We start from the raw sequence: 17,866 nt of genomic DNA, 5'->3' as shown, positions 1-17,866 counted from the left end.
CCACACCCACCCCCACTCACTATCCCCTTCCTGGTCATGCTCTTTCTCCGCCCGTCCCAGCCTAAAACTCCACACCCCCCCCCCCCCCCCCCCCCCCGGGGGGGGGGTAGGGATTTAGGGGTCTAGGGAGAGAGGGGAAGGGGGCTAGGGGGTGAGTTCTTGGGTGTAGGCGAAGAGGGCGGGGGATCCGCCCGTGTGAAGAAAGAGCAGGTTCGCGTCTGCGGGGTGCGCGCCAGCGCGCACGTCGGCGATGAGTGCCGCTGCAGCCTTGGCGGTGTATACCGGATCGAGAAAGATGCCCTCGGTGCGGGCGAAGAGTTCGATCGCCTCGCGGGCGGGCGCGGTCAAGGCGCCGTATCCCGGGCCGACGAAGTCTGGATCGAGCGCGACCGGTTCGAGCGCATCGCTGAGCGCCCCCTCAAGCGCCACTCCGCGCGCCGCGATCCCGAACCGCGCGAGCGTTTCTGAGCACAGTGAGGTGACCTCGCCCGCGAGCGTCTCTGAGTCGGGAGCGACCGCGACGCCGCGAATGCGCGGTCGTCCGGCCTGTGGCAGCAGCTCGCGCCCGACCAACAGCCCGGCCTGCGTGCCGCCGCTGCCCGAGGCGACCACGATTTCATCGAAGCGGACGTGCTGCGCCACTGCCGCGATCTCGGCGTACGCCTCAAGGTAGCCGAGCGAGCCAGTACTGGTCGAGCCGCCGCTTGGAATGAAGAAGGGGGTGCGCCCCGCGCTCCGCAGGCGGTCGAGCGTTTGCTCTGCGGCGGCGCGCTCGGGGTGCGGGTCATCCGCGGTCTCGTCGACGAACTCGACCGTCGCGCCGAGCAGGTCGTCGAGCAGCACGTTGCCCGAGTTCCGGCGCTCCGCCGAAATGCCCCGCGGCACCCGCAGCACGAGCACCGCGTCGAGCCCGGCGCGGGCGGCCGCCGCCGCGGTTTGCCGAGCGTGATTCGACTGCACCGCGCCAACGGTGACGAGCGTGTCGGCACCCGCCGCTATCGCTTCCGCGACGAGAAACTCCAGCTTGCGCGCCTTGTTACCGCCGAGTGCGAGCCCCGTTTGGTCATCGCGTTTGATCCAGAGGCGCGGGCCGTCGCCGCCGAGTACCGCGCGCAATCGATCGAGGGGGTGCAGGGGCGTCGGCCCGAAAACCAGCGGTGCGCGGTGCGCGCGCAACTCGGCAAGCGTCGTGTCGGGGGCCTGTGCGTAGAGCTCGTCGAGCTGCGGGATCGTCGCCATGCCGTGTGCTCCGTTCGGGTCATACGCGCGGGCGCATCTGCGATCGCGTCTGCTCTCGAGCGTAACGAGGGAGGTGCTGAGTCGCTGAGTGCGAGATCCTGCATGACGTCGCGCGACATGAGACGACACGAGGCGACATCGCGCGACACGGAGCGTCATGTCCCGGCGCCGCGGCCGACGAGCTGCGTACCATCGGTACATCGCGGCGATCCGGATGGTTCCGGTGAACGGGTCATACCGATGAGCAGCGGGTTCGAATCCCGCCGTCGCGTCGAAGGTAGGGCGGAGTGGTGCGGTTTCAGCGGGCTGAGCCCCTCAGCTCCTCGGCGCCAGGCCCCCCGCGCTTCGCCTACGCCGCGGCGATGAGCGCGAGCGCGGTATCGACCGCGGCGCCCGCGCTGCCCGCGTCGATACGGGCGAGTGCGAGGGCAGCCACGACCTGCCCGGTGCAGGCGTCGGCGAGGCGATCCGCCGCGGACTGGTCGAGCCGCGGCAAGTGGGCGGCGATCCCGCGCCCCAGTGCGGCCCGCAACTCGCCGCGATACGCCGCGATGGTGGCGGCGATCGCCGTGTCCTCGCCGATCGGGGAACCGGCGGTGTTGATGAGCAGGCAGCCACTCTGCGCCGGGAGCGACGCGGGATCAGCGAGCGCCGCGCGCAGCCCGACGAGATACGCGATGACCGCGTCTGGGGCGACGGCGTTGGCCGGCCCGTCGCCCGGGCCGTCACCCGATCCATCGCCCGGCCCGTCGCCCGGTCCGTAGAGGAGCGGGCGCAGGCGCGGGCGGATCACCGTGTCGAGGTACTGCTCGACGGCGGCGTCGAACAGGCCGCGCTTCGATCCGAAGCTGTTGTAGATGCTCGACCGACTCAGGCCGGTGGCACGCTCAAGTTCGGGAATCGCAGCGCCCTCGTAGCCGACGCTCCAAAACACCGCCATGGCGTCGCTCACGACGGCGTCGCGATCGAATGAAGCTGAGCGTGGCATGGGTGCGCCTTTCGGGAATGGTCGTTCCAGTATATATTGGAATGATCGTTCCGAATAGCGCGGGATCGGGGGCTTCCGCCCCCGGGTTTCGACCCGAGGCGTCCGCCCCGAACCGCAACTCGGAACGCCGAATCACCCGCACACTCAGGAGGCTCCACGTGACCGCACCCATCAGCACGCAGATTCAGCTCGTTTCCCGGCCCAAGGGCTGGCCCACGCACGACGACTTCCGCACCGTGAAGGTCGAACTGGGGGAGCTGCAGCCCGGCGAAGTGCGCGTGCGCAACGAGTTCGTGTCGGTTGATCCCTACATGCGCGGCCGCATGAGCGATGCTCGCAGCTACGTCGCCCCCTACGAGCTGGGCGAGCAGATTCAGGGCGGCGCGATCGGTCGCGTGGTCGAGTCTGCGTCCGACGACGTCCCCGAGGGCGCGGTCGTGCTGCACCAGCACGGCTGGTCAGATCTGGTGCAGGGCGACGCGGCAACGTTCCGCGTCGTTCCCGAGATCGAGGGTGTTCCCCTCTCGCTGCGTCTCCACATCATGGGCATGACCGGGCTCACCGCGTTCGCGGGCCTGACCTCGATCGCGCAGCTGAAGGAGGGCGAAACCGTTTTCATCTCGGGCGCGGCCGGAGCCGTCGGCACCGCTGCGGGGCAGATCGCGAAGCTCCTCGGAGCGGGCCGGGTGGTCGGCTCCGCGGGATCCGCCGAGAAGGTCGCGCTGCTCACCGAAAAGTACGGCTACGACGCGGCCTTCAACTACAAGGACGGTGACGTGCGCGGCCAGCTCGCGGCGGCCGCGCCGGGCGGCATCGATGTCTTCTTCGACAACGTCGGCGGCGACCACCTCGAAGCCGCGCTCGACGCATTCAACGACGGCGGCCGCGCGGCGCTCTGTGGCGCAATTGCCGGATACAACTCAACCGAGCGCGTACCGGGCCCCGACAACATGTCGAATCTCATCACCCGCGCGCTACGGCTCGAGGGGTTCACTGTCGGGCAGCACCTGCAGCTCGCGCCCGAGTTCCAGCAGCGCATGGGTGAGTGGTTCGCCGCGGGCAAGATCGCGTACGACGAGACCATCGTCGATGGGATCGACCACACGGTTGACGCGTTCCTCGACATGATGCGCGGCGCGAACACCGGCAAGATGCTGGTGCGCGTGTAACGAACGCCGATCCGGCGCCGGTTGTTTCGTTCGCGCTGCCGGCCCGCACACAACAATGTGCCCGTCGCTCCTGTGCGAGCGACGGGCACATTGACCTTGTGGCGTCGAGTTCGTCTGCGTATCTGCGCTTCTTGGCGTCTCGCCCGGAACTCGAGGCCGGGTCTATCGGACCGGCGTGATTACTCGGCCGGGGGCATCAGCACGCTGTCTACCAGGTAGACAGTCGCGTTCGCGGTCTGTACGCCGCCGCAGATGACATTGGCGTCATTGACCATCAGCTTGTCGCCGGATCCCGTTACCTTGACGTCCTGGCCCTCAACGGTGGTGTGCGTACCGGCGATGTCGGCGGGCTCAATCTGGCCGGGGACCACGTGGTAGGTGAGGATCTTGGTGAGCAGGTCACTGTCGGTCTTCAGCGTGTCAATGGTGCCGGCGTCGATCTTCGCGAAGGCGTCATCCACCGGTGCGAAGACGGTGAACTCGTCACCGTTCAGCGTGTCGACGAGGTTGACATCGGGGTTCAGCTGGCCGCTGACCGCGGAGACGAGGGTCTTGAGCAGCGGGTTGTTCGAGGCTGCAACAGCGACCGGATCCTGCGACATGCCCATGACTGAGCCCGCACCGTCCGGAACGGCCTCGGCGTACGCTGCGCAACCCGGTCCGACGAGATTCGCTGCCGGATCCATGGCGGTCGACGACTCCGTCGACTCTTCGGTCGGTGTGCTCTCTTGCGACTGCTCGGCGGTCTGATCCTTCTTGGCGGTGTCGTCCGACGACGCCCCCATTGAGCAGCCGGTGAGCATCGCGGCGCCGACCAGCGTCAGTGCGAACGCGGCGCCGAGGGTCTTCTTCTTGGTGAACATGGTTCCTCCTCGAGATGAGATCCGCAGATTTCCGCGGCTTGTGAACGTCTTCGGAGCCCTCCCCGCACCGGATGGGAAATCGGGAAAAGTTTTTTTGGTTGCTGGATGGTGGGGGCGGCTGGTGGCGACAAAAACTCCGCGGATAGAGGCGTTTTAAGCGGACTTTCTGTCGCCCCCAGGGTGGCGCGCCCAGGCCCGGGGGAGGGGTGGCGACAGAAAGTCCGCTCATATGGCCGTTTTAGGCGGAGTTTTTGTCGCCTCCAGGACGACTCCAGGTTGCCTCCAGGACGCCTCCAGGAAGGGGAGAACGTATCCCGGGTCGCGAGGCCCACCCATCCGAAACGGGGTTCGTTCCGAAGACTCCCCAACAGGAGGGCTACTCATGGATATCGTGCTCATCGGTCTGCTCGGCGGACTCATCACCGGCATCTCGCCGTGCATACTGCCGGTGCTGCCGGTTATTTTCCTCACGGCGGGCGCACAACCGGCCGCTCCAGGGAAGACACCGGAGGTGATCCCGGCAAAGCGCAGCCGTCCCTTCTGGATCATCGCGGGCCTCGTGCTCAGCTTCTCAGTGGTGACACTGCTCGGATCGCTGCTGCTCGGCCTGCTCAACATTCCGCAGAGCGGTATCCGCTGGGCGGGCGTCGCCGTACTACTGATCATCGGCGTCGGCATGCTCTTCCCGGGCTTCGAGCAGTTGCTCGAGAAGCCGTTCCAGCGCCTGCCGCGCCGCAAGGTCGGCGAGGGTGGCAACGGTTTCGGCATGGGCCTCGCCCTTGGAACGGTGTTCGTGCCGTGCGCCGGTCCGGTGCTCGCGGCGATCATCGTCGCCGGAGCGACCGGCCAGATCGGCCCCGAGACGGTATTGCTGACGGTGTCGTTCGCACTCGGCGTCGCGATCCCGCTGCTGGCGTTCGCGCTCGCGGGTCGCAGCGTGGCACAGCGTATCCGCGGGTTCCGCAAGCGGGAGCGCACGATCCGCATCGTCGGCGGGGTCGCGCTCATCGCGCTCGCCGTCGCCCTCGCCTTCAATGTGCCCCAGGCACTGCAGCGACTGCTCCCCGATTACACGTCGGGGATCCAGCGGGATCTCGCAGAGAGCGACGCCGGCAAGAGCGCGCTGAATCTCGGCGGCCTCGTCACCGACGAGAATCGCGATCTCGATAAGTGCGCGAACGATGCCAAGGAACTTGCCGAGTGCGGCAAAGCGCCCGCGATCAAGGGCATCGAAACCTGGCTGAACACGCCCGACGGTCAGGCGCTAAACCTCGACGAACTCAAGGGTCAGGTCGTGCTCATCGACTTCTGGGCGTACTCGTGCATCAACTGCCAGCGCTCAATTCCGCACGTGGTCGCGTGGGATAAGGCCTACGGCGACAAGGGGCTGACCGTGATCGGCGTGCACTCGCCCGAGTACGCGTTCGAGAAGGAACAGTCGAACGTCGAAGCCGGCATTAAAGACTTCGGTATCGAGTACCCGGTCGCAATGGACAACAACCTGTCGACTTGGACGAACTACCGCAACCGCTACTGGCCCGCGCACTATTTGATCGACGCCGAGGGCACGGTGCGTCACATCTCCTTCGGCGAGGGCAACTACGAGACCACCGAGAAGCTCATGCGCGAGCTCCTTGCCGACGCGAATCCCGACGAGCAGCTGCCAGGCGCGACCGATGTCACGGATGTGACGCCGGAGCAGGGCAGCACGACGCCTGAGACCTTCCTCGGATCATCGAAGGATCGTAACTTCGCCGGTCCCGGCAAGTACAGCGCTGGCGAGAACACGTACGAGCTGCCGAAGGCCCAGGCGAAAGACACCTTCGCTCTCGAGGGTGACTGGAACATCGAGACGCAGTACGCGACTCCGGCCGACGGGGCCGGCGGGGCAGGCGAGGCTGGCAAGGCCGGTGAGAGCAAGATCCGCCTGGCTTACCGCGGGCAGGAGGTTCGTGCGGTGGTCGCCGGCAGCGGCACCATCGAGGTCGCGGTCGAGGGCGGTGGCACGCGCTCGGTCAAGATCGATGGGACGCCGAAGTCGTATCGCCTCGTCGAGGCTGACGACCCCGACAAGGGAACGCTCGATGTGCAGGTTCCCCAGGGCGTACAGGTGTACTCGTTCACGTTCGGGTAACTCGGTATCACGGTAACTCGGTATCACGGGAGCAGAACGATTGAGACTCGCAGACATCAGGCGAAGACAGAGCGGAGGTGAATGGGGCATGCTGGACGAGATGGTCATTGACGGGGTGGAGATACCGGAGGACGGCGCGAGCGCTGATCCGGCGGACAGGGCGCTTGCACGCGCCGCAGTGGGAGACCAGCGTGCCTTTGCAGAGTTGTACGATCTGCTCTCGGCTCGTGTGTTCGGCCTGATCCTGCGGGTGCTGGTCGACCGGTCGCAGAGCGAAGAGGTGCTCCAGGAGGTGTTCCTCGAGGCGTGGCAGTCGGCGGATTCGTTCGATCCGGATCGTGGCCGTGCGCGCACCTGGCTGCTCACGATCGCGCACCGCCGTGCGGTCGACCGAGTGCGGGCATCGCAGGCCTCGCGCCGCCGCGATCTCGTCGTCGGTGCGCGCGATCTGGCCGCACCGCACCCGGGAGTCGACGATGAGGTGGAGCTCATGATCGACGGCACCCGCGCCGTCCAGGGGCTCAGCGAACTGCCAGAACCTCAACGCCGCGCAATCGTGCTCGCCTACTTCGGCGGTTACAGTCAGCGCGAAATCTCGGTGCTCCTCGGAACACCGCTCGGCACCATCAAAACACGAATTCGAGACGGGCTCTCCCGCCTCAGGAAAGAGTTGGAGGCGACGCGATGAACGAGCAACAATTCCGCGAACTCTCCGCAGCACGCGCACTGCACGCGCTCTCCCCGGACGAGGAGCAGTCGTTTTCGGAGGCGCTTGCGGCGCATCCCGAATGGCTGATGATCGTCGATGAGGATCGCGATACCGTTGCAGAGCTCGGCGCAGCAACGCCAGAGGTCGCGCCTCCCAGCGCGGCGCGCGGCGCGATCCTCGACATGATCGCCCGCACCCCGCAGTTCGAGGCCGGTGCGCCCGGTTCGGTGGCTGCAGCAGCGCCTGCGGCCCCCGCGTCTGCGTCTGCTGCGCCCGCGGCACCCGCAACTCCCGCGCCTCCCGTCGAACCTCGCGCCGATCACATTCCTGAGCTGGTCGAGGAGCCCGAGGACCCCGAGCAGGCGTTCACGCGTTCGCGTCGGAAAGCGGCGTGGTTTGGGTTGGCGGCGTCGATCGCGGTGCTGCTCGCGATCGCGCTGGCGCTGCCCGTGCGCGGCATGATGACGCCGCAAGATCCGGTGTCGGTCGCGCTGCAGCAGGTCGAGTCAGCGTCTGATGCGCGCACGACGACCGTCGATCTCGACGGCAACGGCAAGGCGACGCTGCACTGGTCGGACTCGACACAGCAGGCCGTGTTCGTGGCCGACGGCATGGCGGCCGCGCCCGAGAACCACGACTATGAGCTGTGGATCGTGCGCGGCGACACCCCCATCTCGCTCGGGGTAATGCACGCGGACGCGAAGGGCAGCGCGGCGGTACTCGCGGACGGCTTCGAGCCCGGCGACGCGCTGGCGGTCACGGTCGAGGATCGTGGTGGCTCGCCCACGGGCGCCCCAACCTCCGACCCAGTGGTGGTAGTCACTTCGGCCTAACCCCGCGCGGGTGAGCGATTTCTGACACATAGCGTGCCGCTTGTGTCAGAAATCGCTCACCCGCGAGAGGGCGGGCTGGGTTAAAGGGCGTGGGACGTGTCTTCTACCTCGCCGACGAGTTCTTCGACTATGTCTTCCAAGAAGAGCACGCCGCTGAATCCGCCCTGAGCCGAGACGACGCGGGCGATGTGTGCGCCGCGCTCGCGCAGCAGGTCGAGCGCCTGCTCCACCTCAGCCTCACCCGCAACAGTCGGCAGCTCGCGCGCCCGGTCGGCCGGAATCGGCGCGTCGATCTCGGTGGGAGACACCAGGTCAAGAATGTCCTTCAGGTGCAGGTACTTCTCGGGTGTTCCGTCTGCCGAGTGCAACACGTACCGTGAATATCCGTGCTCGGAGACCGCGCGCTGCACCTGACGCGGGGTGGCGTCGAGCGGCAGACGCACGAGCGATTCGAGCGGCACCTCAACATCTGCAACGCGCTTCTCGGTGAACTCGAACGCCGCCCCAATCGTGCCGCTCGTGTCTTCGAGCGTGCCCTCGCGCTTCGATTGCTCGACGATGCTCGCGACCTGATCGATGGTGAACGCCGTGTTCGCCTCGTTTCGCGGCTGCACTCCGCACAGCCGCAGCGCGCCATTCGCCACCCAGTTCAGCGATTTGATGAGCGGACCGACGACCCGCGACACGAACACCAGCGGAGGGGCGAGGAGCAGGGCGGCACGATCCGGCACCGAAAACGCAAGATTCTTGGGCACCATCTCACCGAACACGACGTGCAAGAAGGTGACAAGCACGAGCGCGACGATGAACGCGGTGATCGAAACGGCCTCGGCCGTTAATCCGGTCCAGGCGAGCAAGGGGATCTCAAGCAGATGGTGGATCGCGGGCTCCGACACATTCAAAATGACGAGCGAGCACACGGTGATGCCCAGCTGGCTCGTCGCGAGCATGAGGGTCGCGTGTTCCATCGCCCACAGCGTGGTCTTCGCCGCCTTGCTGCCCGCGGCAGCGCGCGGTTCAATCTGCGAGCGGCGGGCAGAGATGACGGCGAACTCGGCGCCCACGAAGAACGCGTTCACCACGAGCAAGACGACGAGCCAGATCAGGCCGGGCAGATACTCATTCATCGTTCTGCTCCCCGGTTGAATCGCGGAGTGAATCCCTGCTCAAGACCCCGCTCGTGTCCCTGCTCAAGACCCCGCTCAAAGTCATTCATCACGCGGTCGCGAGTGCTAAATGCCGGGTCTGACTCGCGGTCGCTCGTGCGATAGCTGAGGCGAGTGATGCGCGCGCCCTCGAATGCTTCGACGCGTAGCGTGCCCTGGGGTAGCTCGATTTCTTCGCCGAGGTCGGGAATGCGCTCGAGCGTTTCGAGCACGTAACCCGCGATGGTCTCGTATTCCTCACTCGCGGGAACCCGGATCGCGAGCCGATCCCAGAGCTCATCGGGACGCAGAGCGGCTGGGAACAGGATCGTGTCGTGCTCGAAGGTGACGTCTTCGAGCAACGCATCGTGCTCGTCGCGCACGTCGCCGAGCAGCTCCTCGACCAGGTCTTCGAGCGTGACGACACCGGCCGTGCCGCCGTGCTCGTCAACGACGACGGCGAACTGGAAGGCGCGCTGGCGCAACTCTTCGAGCAGCGATTCAACGCCGGCGGCCTCTGGCACGCGCAGCGGTTCGGTCATAAACTCCGTCACCGACGTGAAGTCGCGACGCTCAAAGTCGATTGCGTACGCCGACTTCACGTGCACAATGCCAATGACGTTGTCAACGCTGTCGTCGTAGACGGGGTAGCGGGACAGCCCGGTCTCGATGCTCCTCGTAATGGCCTCGGCGGCTGTCGCGGTGCGGGGGAGCATCTCGGCCATCACGCGGGGGGTCATCACGTCTTGCGCGGTGCGCGAGGAGAACGAGAGCGTGCGGTGCAGCATTGTCGCGTCGTCGTGATCGAGCGACCCCTCAAGTGCCGACCGGCGCACCAAGAAGCTGAGCTCCTCGGCGGTGCGCGCGCCCGACAGCTCCTCCTTCGGCTCGATGCCCATTGACCGGATGAGACGGTTCGCGGTGCCGTTCAGCAGTGCGACGATCGGGCGGAAGACGAAGGTGAACGCGATCTGCAGCGGGATGATCGCCTTGGAGGTGGCGAGCGGCACCGCAAGCGCGAAGTTCTTCGGGATGAGTTCGCCGAGAATCATCGAAAACAGCGTCGCCAGCACGATCGCGACGACGGCGCCGACACCGGGCACGACGGACGACGGTAGGCCGAGGCCCTCGAGCGGTGCGCGCAGCAGCGAGCTGATGGCCGGTTCGAAGGTGTAGCCCGCGAGCAGGGTCGTCAGCGTGATGCCGAGCTGCGCGGCAGAGAGATGCGTCGACGTGATCTTCAGTGCCGAAATGGTCGGGCCGAGGCGTCGTTCGCCGCGCGCGCGACGCTGCTCAAGCTCCGGGCGATCCAAATTCACGAGCGCGAATTCGGACGCAACAAAGACGCCCGTTCCGAGCGTGAGGAGCACTCCCGCGAGGAGGCCCCAGATTTCCCCTGTCATCGCTCACCCCCAAAGATCGTTGAGGAGGTGAGCTTCGTACTATGACCGGGTCTGTCGTCCATGCCTCAAAACGCTACTGGCGCTTGCCGTGAAACAGCCGAGACTCGTGCCTACGGATCGAGCCGGTACGTCTCGCTCAGGTGGTGTCGCAGCAGGGCATCGAAGCGATTGAGTGCCTCGAGCGCTGCGGTGTTTTCGGGGGCTCCGGGTGGGGCATCGGCGGCGACGCCGCTCGCCTCGAGCGCGTCGAGCATTGCGGCGTGTTCGACCAAGATCTCGTCGCTGCGGTCGAACAGGCGCTGCCCGTAGCTGAACAGCAGAAACCGCTGCCGGTCTGCGAGTCGATCGTAGAGCTCGGTGAGCACGGCGTTGCGCGATGCCGCGACGAAGCCTCGGTGGAACGCGATGCTGAGCTCGACGAACTCGGGGAGGTCGCGGCTTTCGAGGGATTCAGCCTGCGCCGTGAGCTGCCCGCGCAGCTCTGCCGCCGTACGCCGACGCAGCGCGGGGCACGTCGCGCGCACCGCTCCACACTCCAGCAAGACCTTGGTTTGCGCGAGGTCGGCGACCGCCTGCGCGCTGAACTCCCGCACGAGGGCGCCGCGCTTCGGGTAGATCGTGATCCAACCCTCGTCTTGCAGCCGAATGAGAGCCGCGCGCACCGGCGTGCGGCTCACGCCGACGGCGCCTGCGATGGTCGACTCGCTGAGCATGTCGCCGCCCGCGTGCTTGCCCGTCAGAATGCCGCGCAGCACGGCGGCGTAGGCGCGGAGGGCCGCAGAATCGGAGTTCCCGGTCCCGGTCCCGGTCCCAGGTACCGCGGGCGTCGAGGGAGCCGAGCCGGATCGATCCGTCGCGTCATTCATAGTCCCTATTCTGCGGCAGTGGCTCCGAGGGTCCACTCGGATACATCTCGTATCCTAGTTTGGTGGCTCAACAATCAGGATCGACGACCCAGCCCGACCCCACCCGCGCCCGCAGGCGGAAGTCGTGGTTGCTGCTCGCAGCAGCGGCGCTCGTGTTTCTCGGCGTGGTGATTTTCGCGCAGGCGTCGATGAACGCGGGCGATGGCGCATTTGGCAAGGCGGCGGAGAATCAGTCGGCCGAGGATGCCGCGAAAGCGAAACCCGGGGCCGGTGCGAGTGCCGACGCTGAGGCCGACGCCGAGGCTACTGCCGCGCCCGGCTTCGAGACGCGAGATCCCAATGATCCTATGGCGATCGGCGATGTCGACGCGCCGGTCGTGCTGGTGGAATGGACCGACATGCGCTGCCCGTACTGCGCCGTGTTCAACCAGGAGACGCTGCCGAAGCTCGTGTCTGAGTACGTCGAGAGTGGCAAGGTGCGCATAGAGGTGCGCGATGTGGCGTTCTTTGGCGACGCCTCCGAGACGGCGTCGGTTGCCGCGCGCGCCGCGGGCAAGCAGGGCAAGTTCGTCGAGTATCTCGACGCGGTATACGCCGCCGCTCCCGCCGAGGGCCACCCCGACCTGCCGCGGAAGCAACTGATCGGATTCGCCGAGCAGATCGGCGTGCCCGACATGGCGCGATTCACCGCCGATCTTGACGACCCAAAGCTGCGCGCCGCCGTGCAGGCGAGCACCTCGACGGCGCAGCAGATCGGCGTCACGGGCGTGCCGTTCTTCGCGGTTGGCACGAGCGCAATGTCTGGGGCGCAGCCGGTCGAGACCTTCCGCACCTTCCTCGACGACGCCGTGGCTGCGGCCTACGCCAGCGCCGACCCGACAGCCTGACGCGTGGAACTCGGTCTCGTCGGCGCGTTTCTCGGCGGCGTGCTCACGCTGCTGAGCCCGTGCTCGGTCATGCTGCTGCCCGCATTCTTCTCCTACGCATTCACCTCACCGGGCGCCATGCTCGCGCGCACCGGGGTGTTCTACCTCGGCCTCATCACGACGCTGGTGCCGCTCGGTGTGCTGGCCGGCACGCTCGGCGCATTCGTGAACACGCATCGCGACGGCTTCGTGCTGGTGGCATCAATCGTGGTGATCGCGCTCGGTGCGATGATGCTGCTGAACGTGCCGCTGCCGTTCGTGCGCGGCCGAGCGGGTGACGGTGGCGGCACGACATCGCTGTCGGTCTACGCCCTCGGCACGATCTACGGCCTCGCCGGCGTGTGCGCCGGACCGCTGCTCGGAGCGGTGCTGACTGTCGCTGCGGTCTCGGGTAACGCACTGCTCGGAGGCGTCACGCTGCTCGCCTTCGCCGCTGGCATGGCGTTGCCCCTGTTGCTGCTCAGCCTGCTCTGGACACGACTGCCCTTTGTGCGCCGTATCGTGCGGCCGCGGGAGGTGCAGCTGGGGCGGTGGCGCAACACCTGGACCGGGGTAATCGGGGGCGCGCTGACGATCGCAATCGGCGCGTTCATGCTGGCGACGCGCGGCACGACGAGCCTGAGCGGGGTGCTGGGGGCGTCAGATCAGGCGAGGATCGAGGGCTGGGTGCTCGAGCGCTCGCACGCCGTGCCCGACCTGCTCGTGGTCGCGATCGTACTCGTGATTGCCGCTACAGCGCTCTGGTGGTCACGGTCGCGCGTGCGGCGCGCAACGTAGCGAGAGTCGCATGTCACGCCCGAACCTGAGCGTGCACGCCCTTCCCCCTCCCTTCCCCTCTCTCCCTCTCCCCCTCCTAACCCCCCTCGGGTGAGCAATTTTTGTCACTTTTGACTCTTCTGGTGACAAAAATTGCTCACCCGAGGGGGGTAGGCAGGAGCAGGAGCAGGAGCAGGGGGTGGCGCGGGGGTCGCGCCACGCGTGCGGGGTGGGTGCAACTTCTCATCCGGCGAGGACAGCCTCGTTACAGTGGAGTTCGGAGCTGCATGAGTGCATGCTGGTCCTGGCGCGCTGACGCGCCGCCCTAACTGGAGGAACGATAACAATGTCCAAGTACCGGGTGCAGAATCCTGCCACGGGTGAGGTTCTCGAAACATTCGAGGCCGCGACCGATGCGCAGATCGAGGAGGCGCTTGCGAGCGCCGACGCCGTATACCGGGAATGGCGAGAGCGGAGCGTGCAAGAGCGCGCCGCCGTCGTCAAACGGGTCGCCGAGATCTTCATTGAGCGCAAAGACGAGCTTGCTCGCCTGATCGCGCTGGAGATGGGAAAGTCGATCGCCGAGTCGATCGACGAGGTCGAATTCGCGGCGTCGATCATCGACTACTACGCGGTGCACGGCCCGAGCCTGATCACCGACTACGAGATCCCGAGCACGATTCCCGGGAAGGCCTACATCGAGCACCGCCCGGTGGGCACGCTGCTCGGCGTGATGCCGTGGAACTTCCCGTACTACCAAGTGGCGCGCTTTGCAGCTCCCAACCTGGTGCTCGGCAACACGATCATGCTCAAGCACGCCGATGTCTGCGCGCGTTCGGCGCTCACGATTCAGGAGATTATGGAGCAGGCCGGCGTACCCGTCGGTGGCTACCAAAACCTGTTTGCGTCGCACGATCAGATCGCGACGATTATCGCTGACCCGCGCGTGCAGGGCGTTTCGCTGACGGGCTCGGAGCGGGCCGGTGCGATCATCGGTGCGCAGGCGGGATCCAACCTGAAGAAGTGCGTGCTCGAACTCGGCGGCATCGACCCGATGGTCGTGCTCGATTCCGACAACGTGGCCGAGGTTGCGAAGCAGGCGTGGGACTTCCGCGTCTACAACGCCGGTCAGGTCTGCAACTCGAACAAGCGACTCATCGTGATGGACGACATCTACGACGAGTTCGTCGGCGAGCTGACGAAGCTCGCCGAAGGCCTCGTGCCCGGCGATCAGCTGAACCTCGCAGACGGCGAGTTCGTGCCGCTGTCGACGCGTACCGCGGCAGAGACCGTGCACGCGCAGGTGCAGAAGGCCGTGGCCGAGGGCGCGAAGCTCGTGGCCGGCGGTGTGCTTTCGGAGGGGCCCGGCGCGTACTACTCGCCCGCCGTGCTCACCGATGTGCCACGCGATTCAGAGTCGTACGGCGAAGAGATCTTCGGGCCGGTTGCGACCGTGTACCGGGTGTCGAGCGACGCGGAAGCCCTCGAGCTCGCGAATGACTGCGCGCTGGGGCTCGGTGGTTCGGTGTTCTCGGCGGACGAGGCGCGCGCCGTGCGCGTCGCGTCGCAACTCGAAGTCGGCATGAGCCACGTGAACACGATTGCGGCCGAGGCCGCAGAATTGCCGTTCGGCGGCGTGAAGCACTCAGGGTTCGGGCGCGAGATGGGCCCGATCGGCATCGGCGAGTTCGCGAACAAGCGACTCTTCTTCGTGTCGGCGTAGCGCGTTACGGGGGAACGCCTACGCGGCGTCCCCCCGTAACGTTCGCCGCCGCTACCCGACCAGGACGGCCGGCGCAGCGCCGCTCCGTGGCAGCACGATCGTGAACTTCGTGCCAGAGGCGTCGCTCGCCACGTCGATCGTGCCGCCGTGCTCCTGCACGATCGCCGCCGCGATCGAGAGCCCCAAACCCGTGCTGCCAGCATCGCGGTTTCGCGCTGTATCGCCGCGCGAAAAGCGGTCGAAGAGGCGGGGCACGAGCGCCGGGTCGATCCCGGGACCATCGTCGGCAACTGTGATGGTTGCTGATCCCGCAGCGCCTGTCACCGCCGCCGTCACCGACACCGTCACCCGGGTGCCCGCCGGGGTGTACTTGCCCGCATTGCCGAGCAGATTGATGAGTACCTGGCGAATGCGCTGGTCGTCGCCGTCGACCTCGACGGGCTCATCGACATCGACGATCCACTCGTGATCGGGCATCGCAGCGTGGGCGTCGCTGACGGTTTCGATCGCGAGCATCGTCACGTCGACGGGCTCGCGGCGCAACTTCTGGCCGGAGTCGAGCCGGGCGAGCAGCAGCAGGTCTTCAACCAATACCCCCATGCGCTCGGCCTCAGACTCGATACGGTCGAACGATCGCTCCTGCGTCTGTGTCATCTCGGCCGCCTCGGAGTGGGCGAGTTGCGCGTAGCCGCGAATCGACGCGAGCGGGGTGCGCAGCTCGTGGCTGGCATCGGCGATGAACGTGCGCAGCCGATCCTCACTCTCTTGCCGAGCGCCGAGCGCCGCCTCGACGTGATTGAGCAGCGTATCGAGCGCTGCGCCAACTCGGCCCACCTCGGTGCGCGGGTCCTCCGTGAGTTCGGCGCGCTCCGGCAGCGTCACCGCACCGACCGCGAGCGGTCGCTGGGCGACGCGCTCGGCGGTGTCCGCGACGCGGCGCAGCGGCCTCAGCGACACGGTTACGAGCCACGCGATGCCGGCGCCCGCTATGGCGAGCGCCGCAATGGTCACCACGACCAGGATCGCGATGAGCGATGCCAGCGTCGCCGTCACCCCGCTCGTCGACATGCCAGACACGACCGTCGAGCCGTGTGCCGACTCTGAGACGACGCGGAAGTCGCCCAGCGTGCCGCCGAGATCCACCGTGGTCGGAGCCGCACTCCCGGTGATCGCGTCCGTGACGGCTTCGACCTGTGTCGCCGTGAGCGAGGTCGTCGTGCCGTCGCGCGACACGTATGAAGAACTCGAGACGGAGCCATCAGCGGCGATCACGATTTCGAGTGTGTCGAGTCGTTGCCCGCGGCCTGCGTCTTGCGGGCCGTTGGTGCCGGACGACGCCGCATCGCCCGATCCGGGGCTGGCGGCGTTGGATCCTGTGTCATTGGAGCCCGCGGCGTTGGAGCCCGCGGCGTTGGAGCCCGCGTCGGGGTTGAACTGATCGGGTGATGTCGCGAACTTCAGCCCCATACGCACATCGGTGTCGAGGCGATCGTAGAGCGATGCGCGCAGCGTCAGCACCGTCGCGACGCCCGAAAACAGCAGCGTCACGAGTACGAGCAGTGTGGTGCCCGCGAAGAGGCGGCGACGCAGCGACCATTGACGGGGAGAGGCGAGTGCGCTCATGCGTCGGCCGGTTTAATGGTGTAGCCCACGCTCCGCACGGTATGGATGAGTGCCGGCCCGAGCGCGTCGAGCTTCTTGCGGAGATACGAAATGTAGATCTCAACGACACCCGATTTTCCGCCGAAGTCGTAGCTCCACACGTTCTCGAGAATCTGCGCGCGGGTGAGCACCTGGCGCTGGTTTTGCATCAGGTAGCGCAGCAGATCGAACTCCTTGGCGGTCAATTTCACGGGCACGCCCCCGCGCTGCACCTCGTAGCTGCGATCGTCGAGCGTGAGGTCTCCGACGACGAGAGGGCCGTCGTCGCCGGTCACCCCGACGTAGCGGCGAGCCATGCCGCGCAAGCGCGCGATGACCTCCTGCAGATTGAACGGCTTCGTCACGTAGTCGTCGCCACCCGCCGTGATCGCCTCGATGCGATCGTCGACGGCGTCTTTCGCCGTGAGGAACAGCACGGGGACGTCGTTGCCAGCGGCCCGCAGCCGCCGCAGCACATCGAGCCCGTCGATTCCCGGCATCATGACGTCGAGTACAACGACGTCTGGGGCGTGCTCGCGAATGACGTTCAGCGCCTCCTGGCCGTTCGCGGCGCTCTCGACGAGCCACCCCTCGGCGGTCAGCGCCATCGTGAGCAGCTCGGTGAGATTGCGTTCGTCATCTACGACGACGGCGCGAACCGGGGAACCATCGATGCGGGTGAATCGCTGCGGGGGCGCGGGGGTGCTCATGCGACCAGTTTGTCCCATGCGCACGGTAACTCGCTTTGTTTTTCACCGATTTTGCACGGTACTTATGCGCCCCTGGGCAAGCTCTTGGCGTTGGGCAATATTTGGGCGGTTTTGCGACCGAACCGGGCAGACTTGACCCATGCGCATTCGTACAGAGTTCGAGGCCGCCTGCCCGCCCGACGCCGCCTGGCGTGCCCTGCACGACCCGGCCGTGATGGCGGAGCTGTATGCGCCGCTGCTCACCCTGCAGCCGCGGGGCGACGTGCCAGAGGCGCTCGCAACGGGCGTCGAAATGCGCGTGCGACTCACGGTGCTCGGCCTGGTGCCGGTGGGGGCGCAGCTGATCCGCATCACCGATCTCGCGGCGGCCTCGGGTGCTGACTGGCCCAAAACAATGCGGGATCACGGTCAGCCCCTTGCCGGACCGCTCGCCCTGCTCACGAGCTGGCGGCACGAGATCACGATCTCGCGATCGCGCGCCTCCGAGCAGCGAGCCGTCTGGACGGACGAACTGCACATTGGCGGCGCCGTCGCCCCGCTGATGCGCCCGGTGTTCGCACTCATGTGGCGCGCCCGCGGCCGCAAGCTCCGAGCGCTGGCCGCGGGCTGGCGCTAGGGGTTCGGCGGGCTGGCTCGCCCTCTGTGCTCGCTGGGCCCCTCTGTGTTCGCTGAGCCCGTCCGTGTTCGCTGAGCCCCTTGCAGCGTGCCGAGTCCCTAGCGAAAACACGCAATTGTGGGAGGGGTTCGGCGAGCGGCTAGGG

Annotated in this window: 16 protein-coding genes; 8 read left to right on the top strand and 8 right to left on the bottom strand. The window is 66.9% G+C overall.

The annotated features are described in order from the left end of the window. Positions 1-144: 144 nt before the first annotated feature. On the bottom strand, positions 145-1,239 hold the full coding sequence (locus tag ACFWHR_RS00475; RefSeq protein ID WP_382446306.1) for a D-cysteine desulfhydrase family protein: 1,095 nt from the start codon (positions 1,237-1,239) through the stop codon (positions 145-147). A 349-nt stretch (positions 1,240-1,588) separates the two neighbouring features. After that, the gene (locus tag ACFWHR_RS00470) at positions 1,589-2,227 is read right to left on the bottom strand and encodes a TetR/AcrR family transcriptional regulator (protein WP_382446305.1); all 639 of its coding nucleotides are present in this window, start codon (positions 2,225-2,227) and stop codon (positions 1,589-1,591) included. Positions 2,228-2,385: 158 nt separating this feature from the next. Here ACFWHR_RS00470 and ACFWHR_RS00465 point away from each other — a divergent pair, with 158 nt between their 5' ends. Further along, positions 2,386-3,396 carry an NADP-dependent oxidoreductase gene (locus ACFWHR_RS00465; protein ID WP_382446304.1) on the top strand — a complete coding sequence of 337 codons (1,011 nt, stop codon included), beginning with the start codon at positions 2,386-2,388 and terminating at the stop codon, positions 3,394-3,396. A gap of 179 nt (positions 3,397-3,575) precedes the next feature. Here the strand turns inward: ACFWHR_RS00465 and ACFWHR_RS00460 are convergent, their stop codons facing one another. Further along, positions 3,576-4,259 carry a fasciclin domain-containing protein gene (locus ACFWHR_RS00460; protein WP_382446303.1) on the bottom strand — a complete coding sequence of 228 codons (684 nt, stop codon included), beginning with the start codon at positions 4,257-4,259 and terminating at the stop codon, positions 3,576-3,578. Positions 4,260-4,641: 382 nt separating this feature from the next. On the opposite strand from ACFWHR_RS00460, the gene ACFWHR_RS00455 reads away from it, so the two are divergent. The 3 genes from ACFWHR_RS00455 (at position 4,642) to ACFWHR_RS00445 (ending at position 7,935) form a co-directional block, all read left to right on the top strand. Next, the gene (locus ACFWHR_RS00455; RefSeq protein ID WP_382446302.1) at positions 4,642-6,393 is read left to right on the top strand and encodes a cytochrome c biogenesis protein CcdA; all 1,752 of its coding nucleotides are present in this window, start codon (positions 4,642-4,644) and stop codon (positions 6,391-6,393) included. Between the two features lie 88 nt (positions 6,394-6,481). Then, a complete protein-coding gene (sigK, locus tag ACFWHR_RS00450) occupies positions 6,482-7,081 on the top strand; it encodes an ECF RNA polymerase sigma factor SigK (protein ID WP_382446301.1) in 600 nt (199 codons plus the stop codon). After that, positions 7,078-7,935: an anti-sigma factor domain-containing protein gene (locus tag ACFWHR_RS00445; RefSeq protein ID WP_382446300.1), complete on the top strand. Its 858-nt coding sequence runs from the start codon at positions 7,078-7,080 to the stop codon at positions 7,933-7,935. Before sigK ends, ACFWHR_RS00445 begins: the two co-directional genes overlap by 4 nt. An 80-nt stretch (positions 7,936-8,015) precedes the next feature. On the opposite strand, the gene ACFWHR_RS00440 is transcribed toward ACFWHR_RS00445, so the two are convergent. The 3 genes from ACFWHR_RS00440 to ACFWHR_RS00430 all read right to left on the bottom strand — a co-directional run bounded on the left by ACFWHR_RS00440 (position 8,016) and on the right by ACFWHR_RS00430 (position 11,349). Beyond that, positions 8,016-9,062 (bottom strand): hemolysin family protein, encoded by a 1,047-nt coding sequence (locus ACFWHR_RS00440; protein WP_382446299.1) that lies wholly within the window; start codon positions 9,060-9,062, stop codon positions 8,016-8,018. Next, positions 9,059-10,483 (bottom strand): hemolysin family protein, encoded by a 1,425-nt coding sequence (locus ACFWHR_RS00435; RefSeq protein WP_382446298.1) that lies wholly within the window; start codon positions 10,481-10,483, stop codon positions 9,059-9,061. The genes ACFWHR_RS00440 and ACFWHR_RS00435 overlap by 4 nt, the downstream gene beginning before the upstream one ends. Positions 10,484-10,593: 110 nt before the next feature. Continuing rightward, entirely contained in the window at positions 10,594-11,349 is a 756-nt protein-coding gene (locus ACFWHR_RS00430) for a GntR family transcriptional regulator (protein ID WP_382446297.1), read from the bottom strand. A gap of 62 nt (positions 11,350-11,411) precedes the next feature. On the opposite strand from ACFWHR_RS00430, the gene ACFWHR_RS00425 reads away from it, so the two are divergent. The 3 genes from ACFWHR_RS00425 (at position 11,412) to ACFWHR_RS00415 (ending at position 14,754) form a co-directional block, all read left to right on the top strand. Next, positions 11,412-12,236 (top strand): DsbA family protein, encoded by an 825-nt coding sequence (locus ACFWHR_RS00425; RefSeq protein ID WP_382446296.1) that lies wholly within the window; start codon positions 11,412-11,414, stop codon positions 12,234-12,236. Between the two features lie 3 nt (positions 12,237-12,239). Further along, entirely contained in the window at positions 12,240-13,052 is an 813-nt protein-coding gene (locus tag ACFWHR_RS00420) for a cytochrome c biogenesis CcdA family protein (protein ID WP_382446295.1), read from the top strand. A 325-nt stretch (positions 13,053-13,377) separates the two neighbouring features. Next, complete coding sequence (locus ACFWHR_RS00415; protein WP_382446294.1) at positions 13,378-14,754, top strand: NAD-dependent succinate-semialdehyde dehydrogenase; 1,377 nt, start codon at positions 13,378-13,380, stop codon at positions 14,752-14,754. A 51-nt stretch (positions 14,755-14,805) separates the two neighbouring features. On the opposite strand, the gene ACFWHR_RS00410 is transcribed toward ACFWHR_RS00415, so the two are convergent. Next, entirely contained in the window at positions 14,806-16,377 is a 1,572-nt protein-coding gene (locus ACFWHR_RS00410; RefSeq protein WP_382446293.1) for a sensor histidine kinase, read from the bottom strand. Then, complete coding sequence (locus ACFWHR_RS00405; RefSeq protein WP_382446292.1) at positions 16,374-17,105, bottom strand: response regulator transcription factor; 732 nt, start codon at positions 17,103-17,105, stop codon at positions 16,374-16,376. Before ACFWHR_RS00405 ends, ACFWHR_RS00410 begins: the two co-directional genes overlap by 4 nt. Before the next feature lie 139 nt (positions 17,106-17,244). On the opposite strand from ACFWHR_RS00405, the gene ACFWHR_RS00400 reads away from it, so the two are divergent. Next, positions 17,245-17,721 carry a hypothetical protein gene (locus ACFWHR_RS00400; protein ID WP_382446291.1) on the top strand — a complete coding sequence of 159 codons (477 nt, stop codon included), beginning with the start codon at positions 17,245-17,247 and terminating at the stop codon, positions 17,719-17,721. Positions 17,722-17,866 lie beyond the last annotated feature (145 nt).

The organism is Leucobacter sp. NPDC058333, from assembly GCF_042726155.1.
Classification (GTDB): domain Bacteria; phylum Actinomycetota; class Actinomycetes; order Actinomycetales; family Microbacteriaceae; genus Leucobacter.
This window is presented reverse-complemented; position numbering and strand designations above follow the sequence as displayed.

What these genes read in the sequence shown, in the direction of transcription:
- ACFWHR_RS00415 (WP_382446294.1), top strand. Translation starts at nt 13,378, where the DNA reads ATGTCCAAGTACCGGGTGCAGAATCCTGCCACGGGTGAGGTTCTCGAA.
- ACFWHR_RS00440 (WP_382446299.1), bottom strand. Translation starts at nt 9,062, where the DNA reads ATGAATGAGTATCTGCCCGGCCTGATCTGGCTCGTCGTCTTGCTCGTG.
- ACFWHR_RS00405 (WP_382446292.1), bottom strand. Translation starts at nt 17,105, where the DNA reads ATGAGCACCCCCGCGCCCCCGCAGCGATTCACCCGCATCGATGGTTCC.
- ACFWHR_RS00455 (WP_382446302.1), top strand. Translation starts at nt 4,642, where the DNA reads ATGGATATCGTGCTCATCGGTCTGCTCGGCGGACTCATCACCGGCATC.
- ACFWHR_RS00400 (WP_382446291.1), top strand. Translation starts at nt 17,245, where the DNA reads ATGCGCATTCGTACAGAGTTCGAGGCCGCCTGCCCGCCCGACGCCGCC.
- ACFWHR_RS00430 (WP_382446297.1), bottom strand. Translation starts at nt 11,349, where the DNA reads ATGAATGACGCGACGGATCGATCCGGCTCGGCTCCCTCGACGCCCGCG.
- ACFWHR_RS00410 (WP_382446293.1), bottom strand. Translation starts at nt 16,377, where the DNA reads ATGAGCGCACTCGCCTCTCCCCGTCAATGGTCGCTGCGTCGCCGCCTC.
- ACFWHR_RS00435 (WP_382446298.1), bottom strand. Translation starts at nt 10,483, where the DNA reads ATGACAGGGGAAATCTGGGGCCTCCTCGCGGGAGTGCTCCTCACGCTC.
- ACFWHR_RS00460 (WP_382446303.1), bottom strand. Translation starts at nt 4,259, where the DNA reads ATGTTCACCAAGAAGAAGACCCTCGGCGCCGCGTTCGCACTGACGCTG.
- ACFWHR_RS00445 (WP_382446300.1), top strand. Translation starts at nt 7,078, where the DNA reads ATGAACGAGCAACAATTCCGCGAACTCTCCGCAGCACGCGCACTGCAC.
- sigK (WP_382446301.1), top strand. Translation starts at nt 6,482, where the DNA reads ATGCTGGACGAGATGGTCATTGACGGGGTGGAGATACCGGAGGACGGC.
- ACFWHR_RS00475 (WP_382446306.1), bottom strand. Translation starts at nt 1,239, where the DNA reads ATGGCGACGATCCCGCAGCTCGACGAGCTCTACGCACAGGCCCCCGAC.
- ACFWHR_RS00470 (WP_382446305.1), bottom strand. Translation starts at nt 2,227, where the DNA reads ATGCCACGCTCAGCTTCATTCGATCGCGACGCCGTCGTGAGCGACGCC.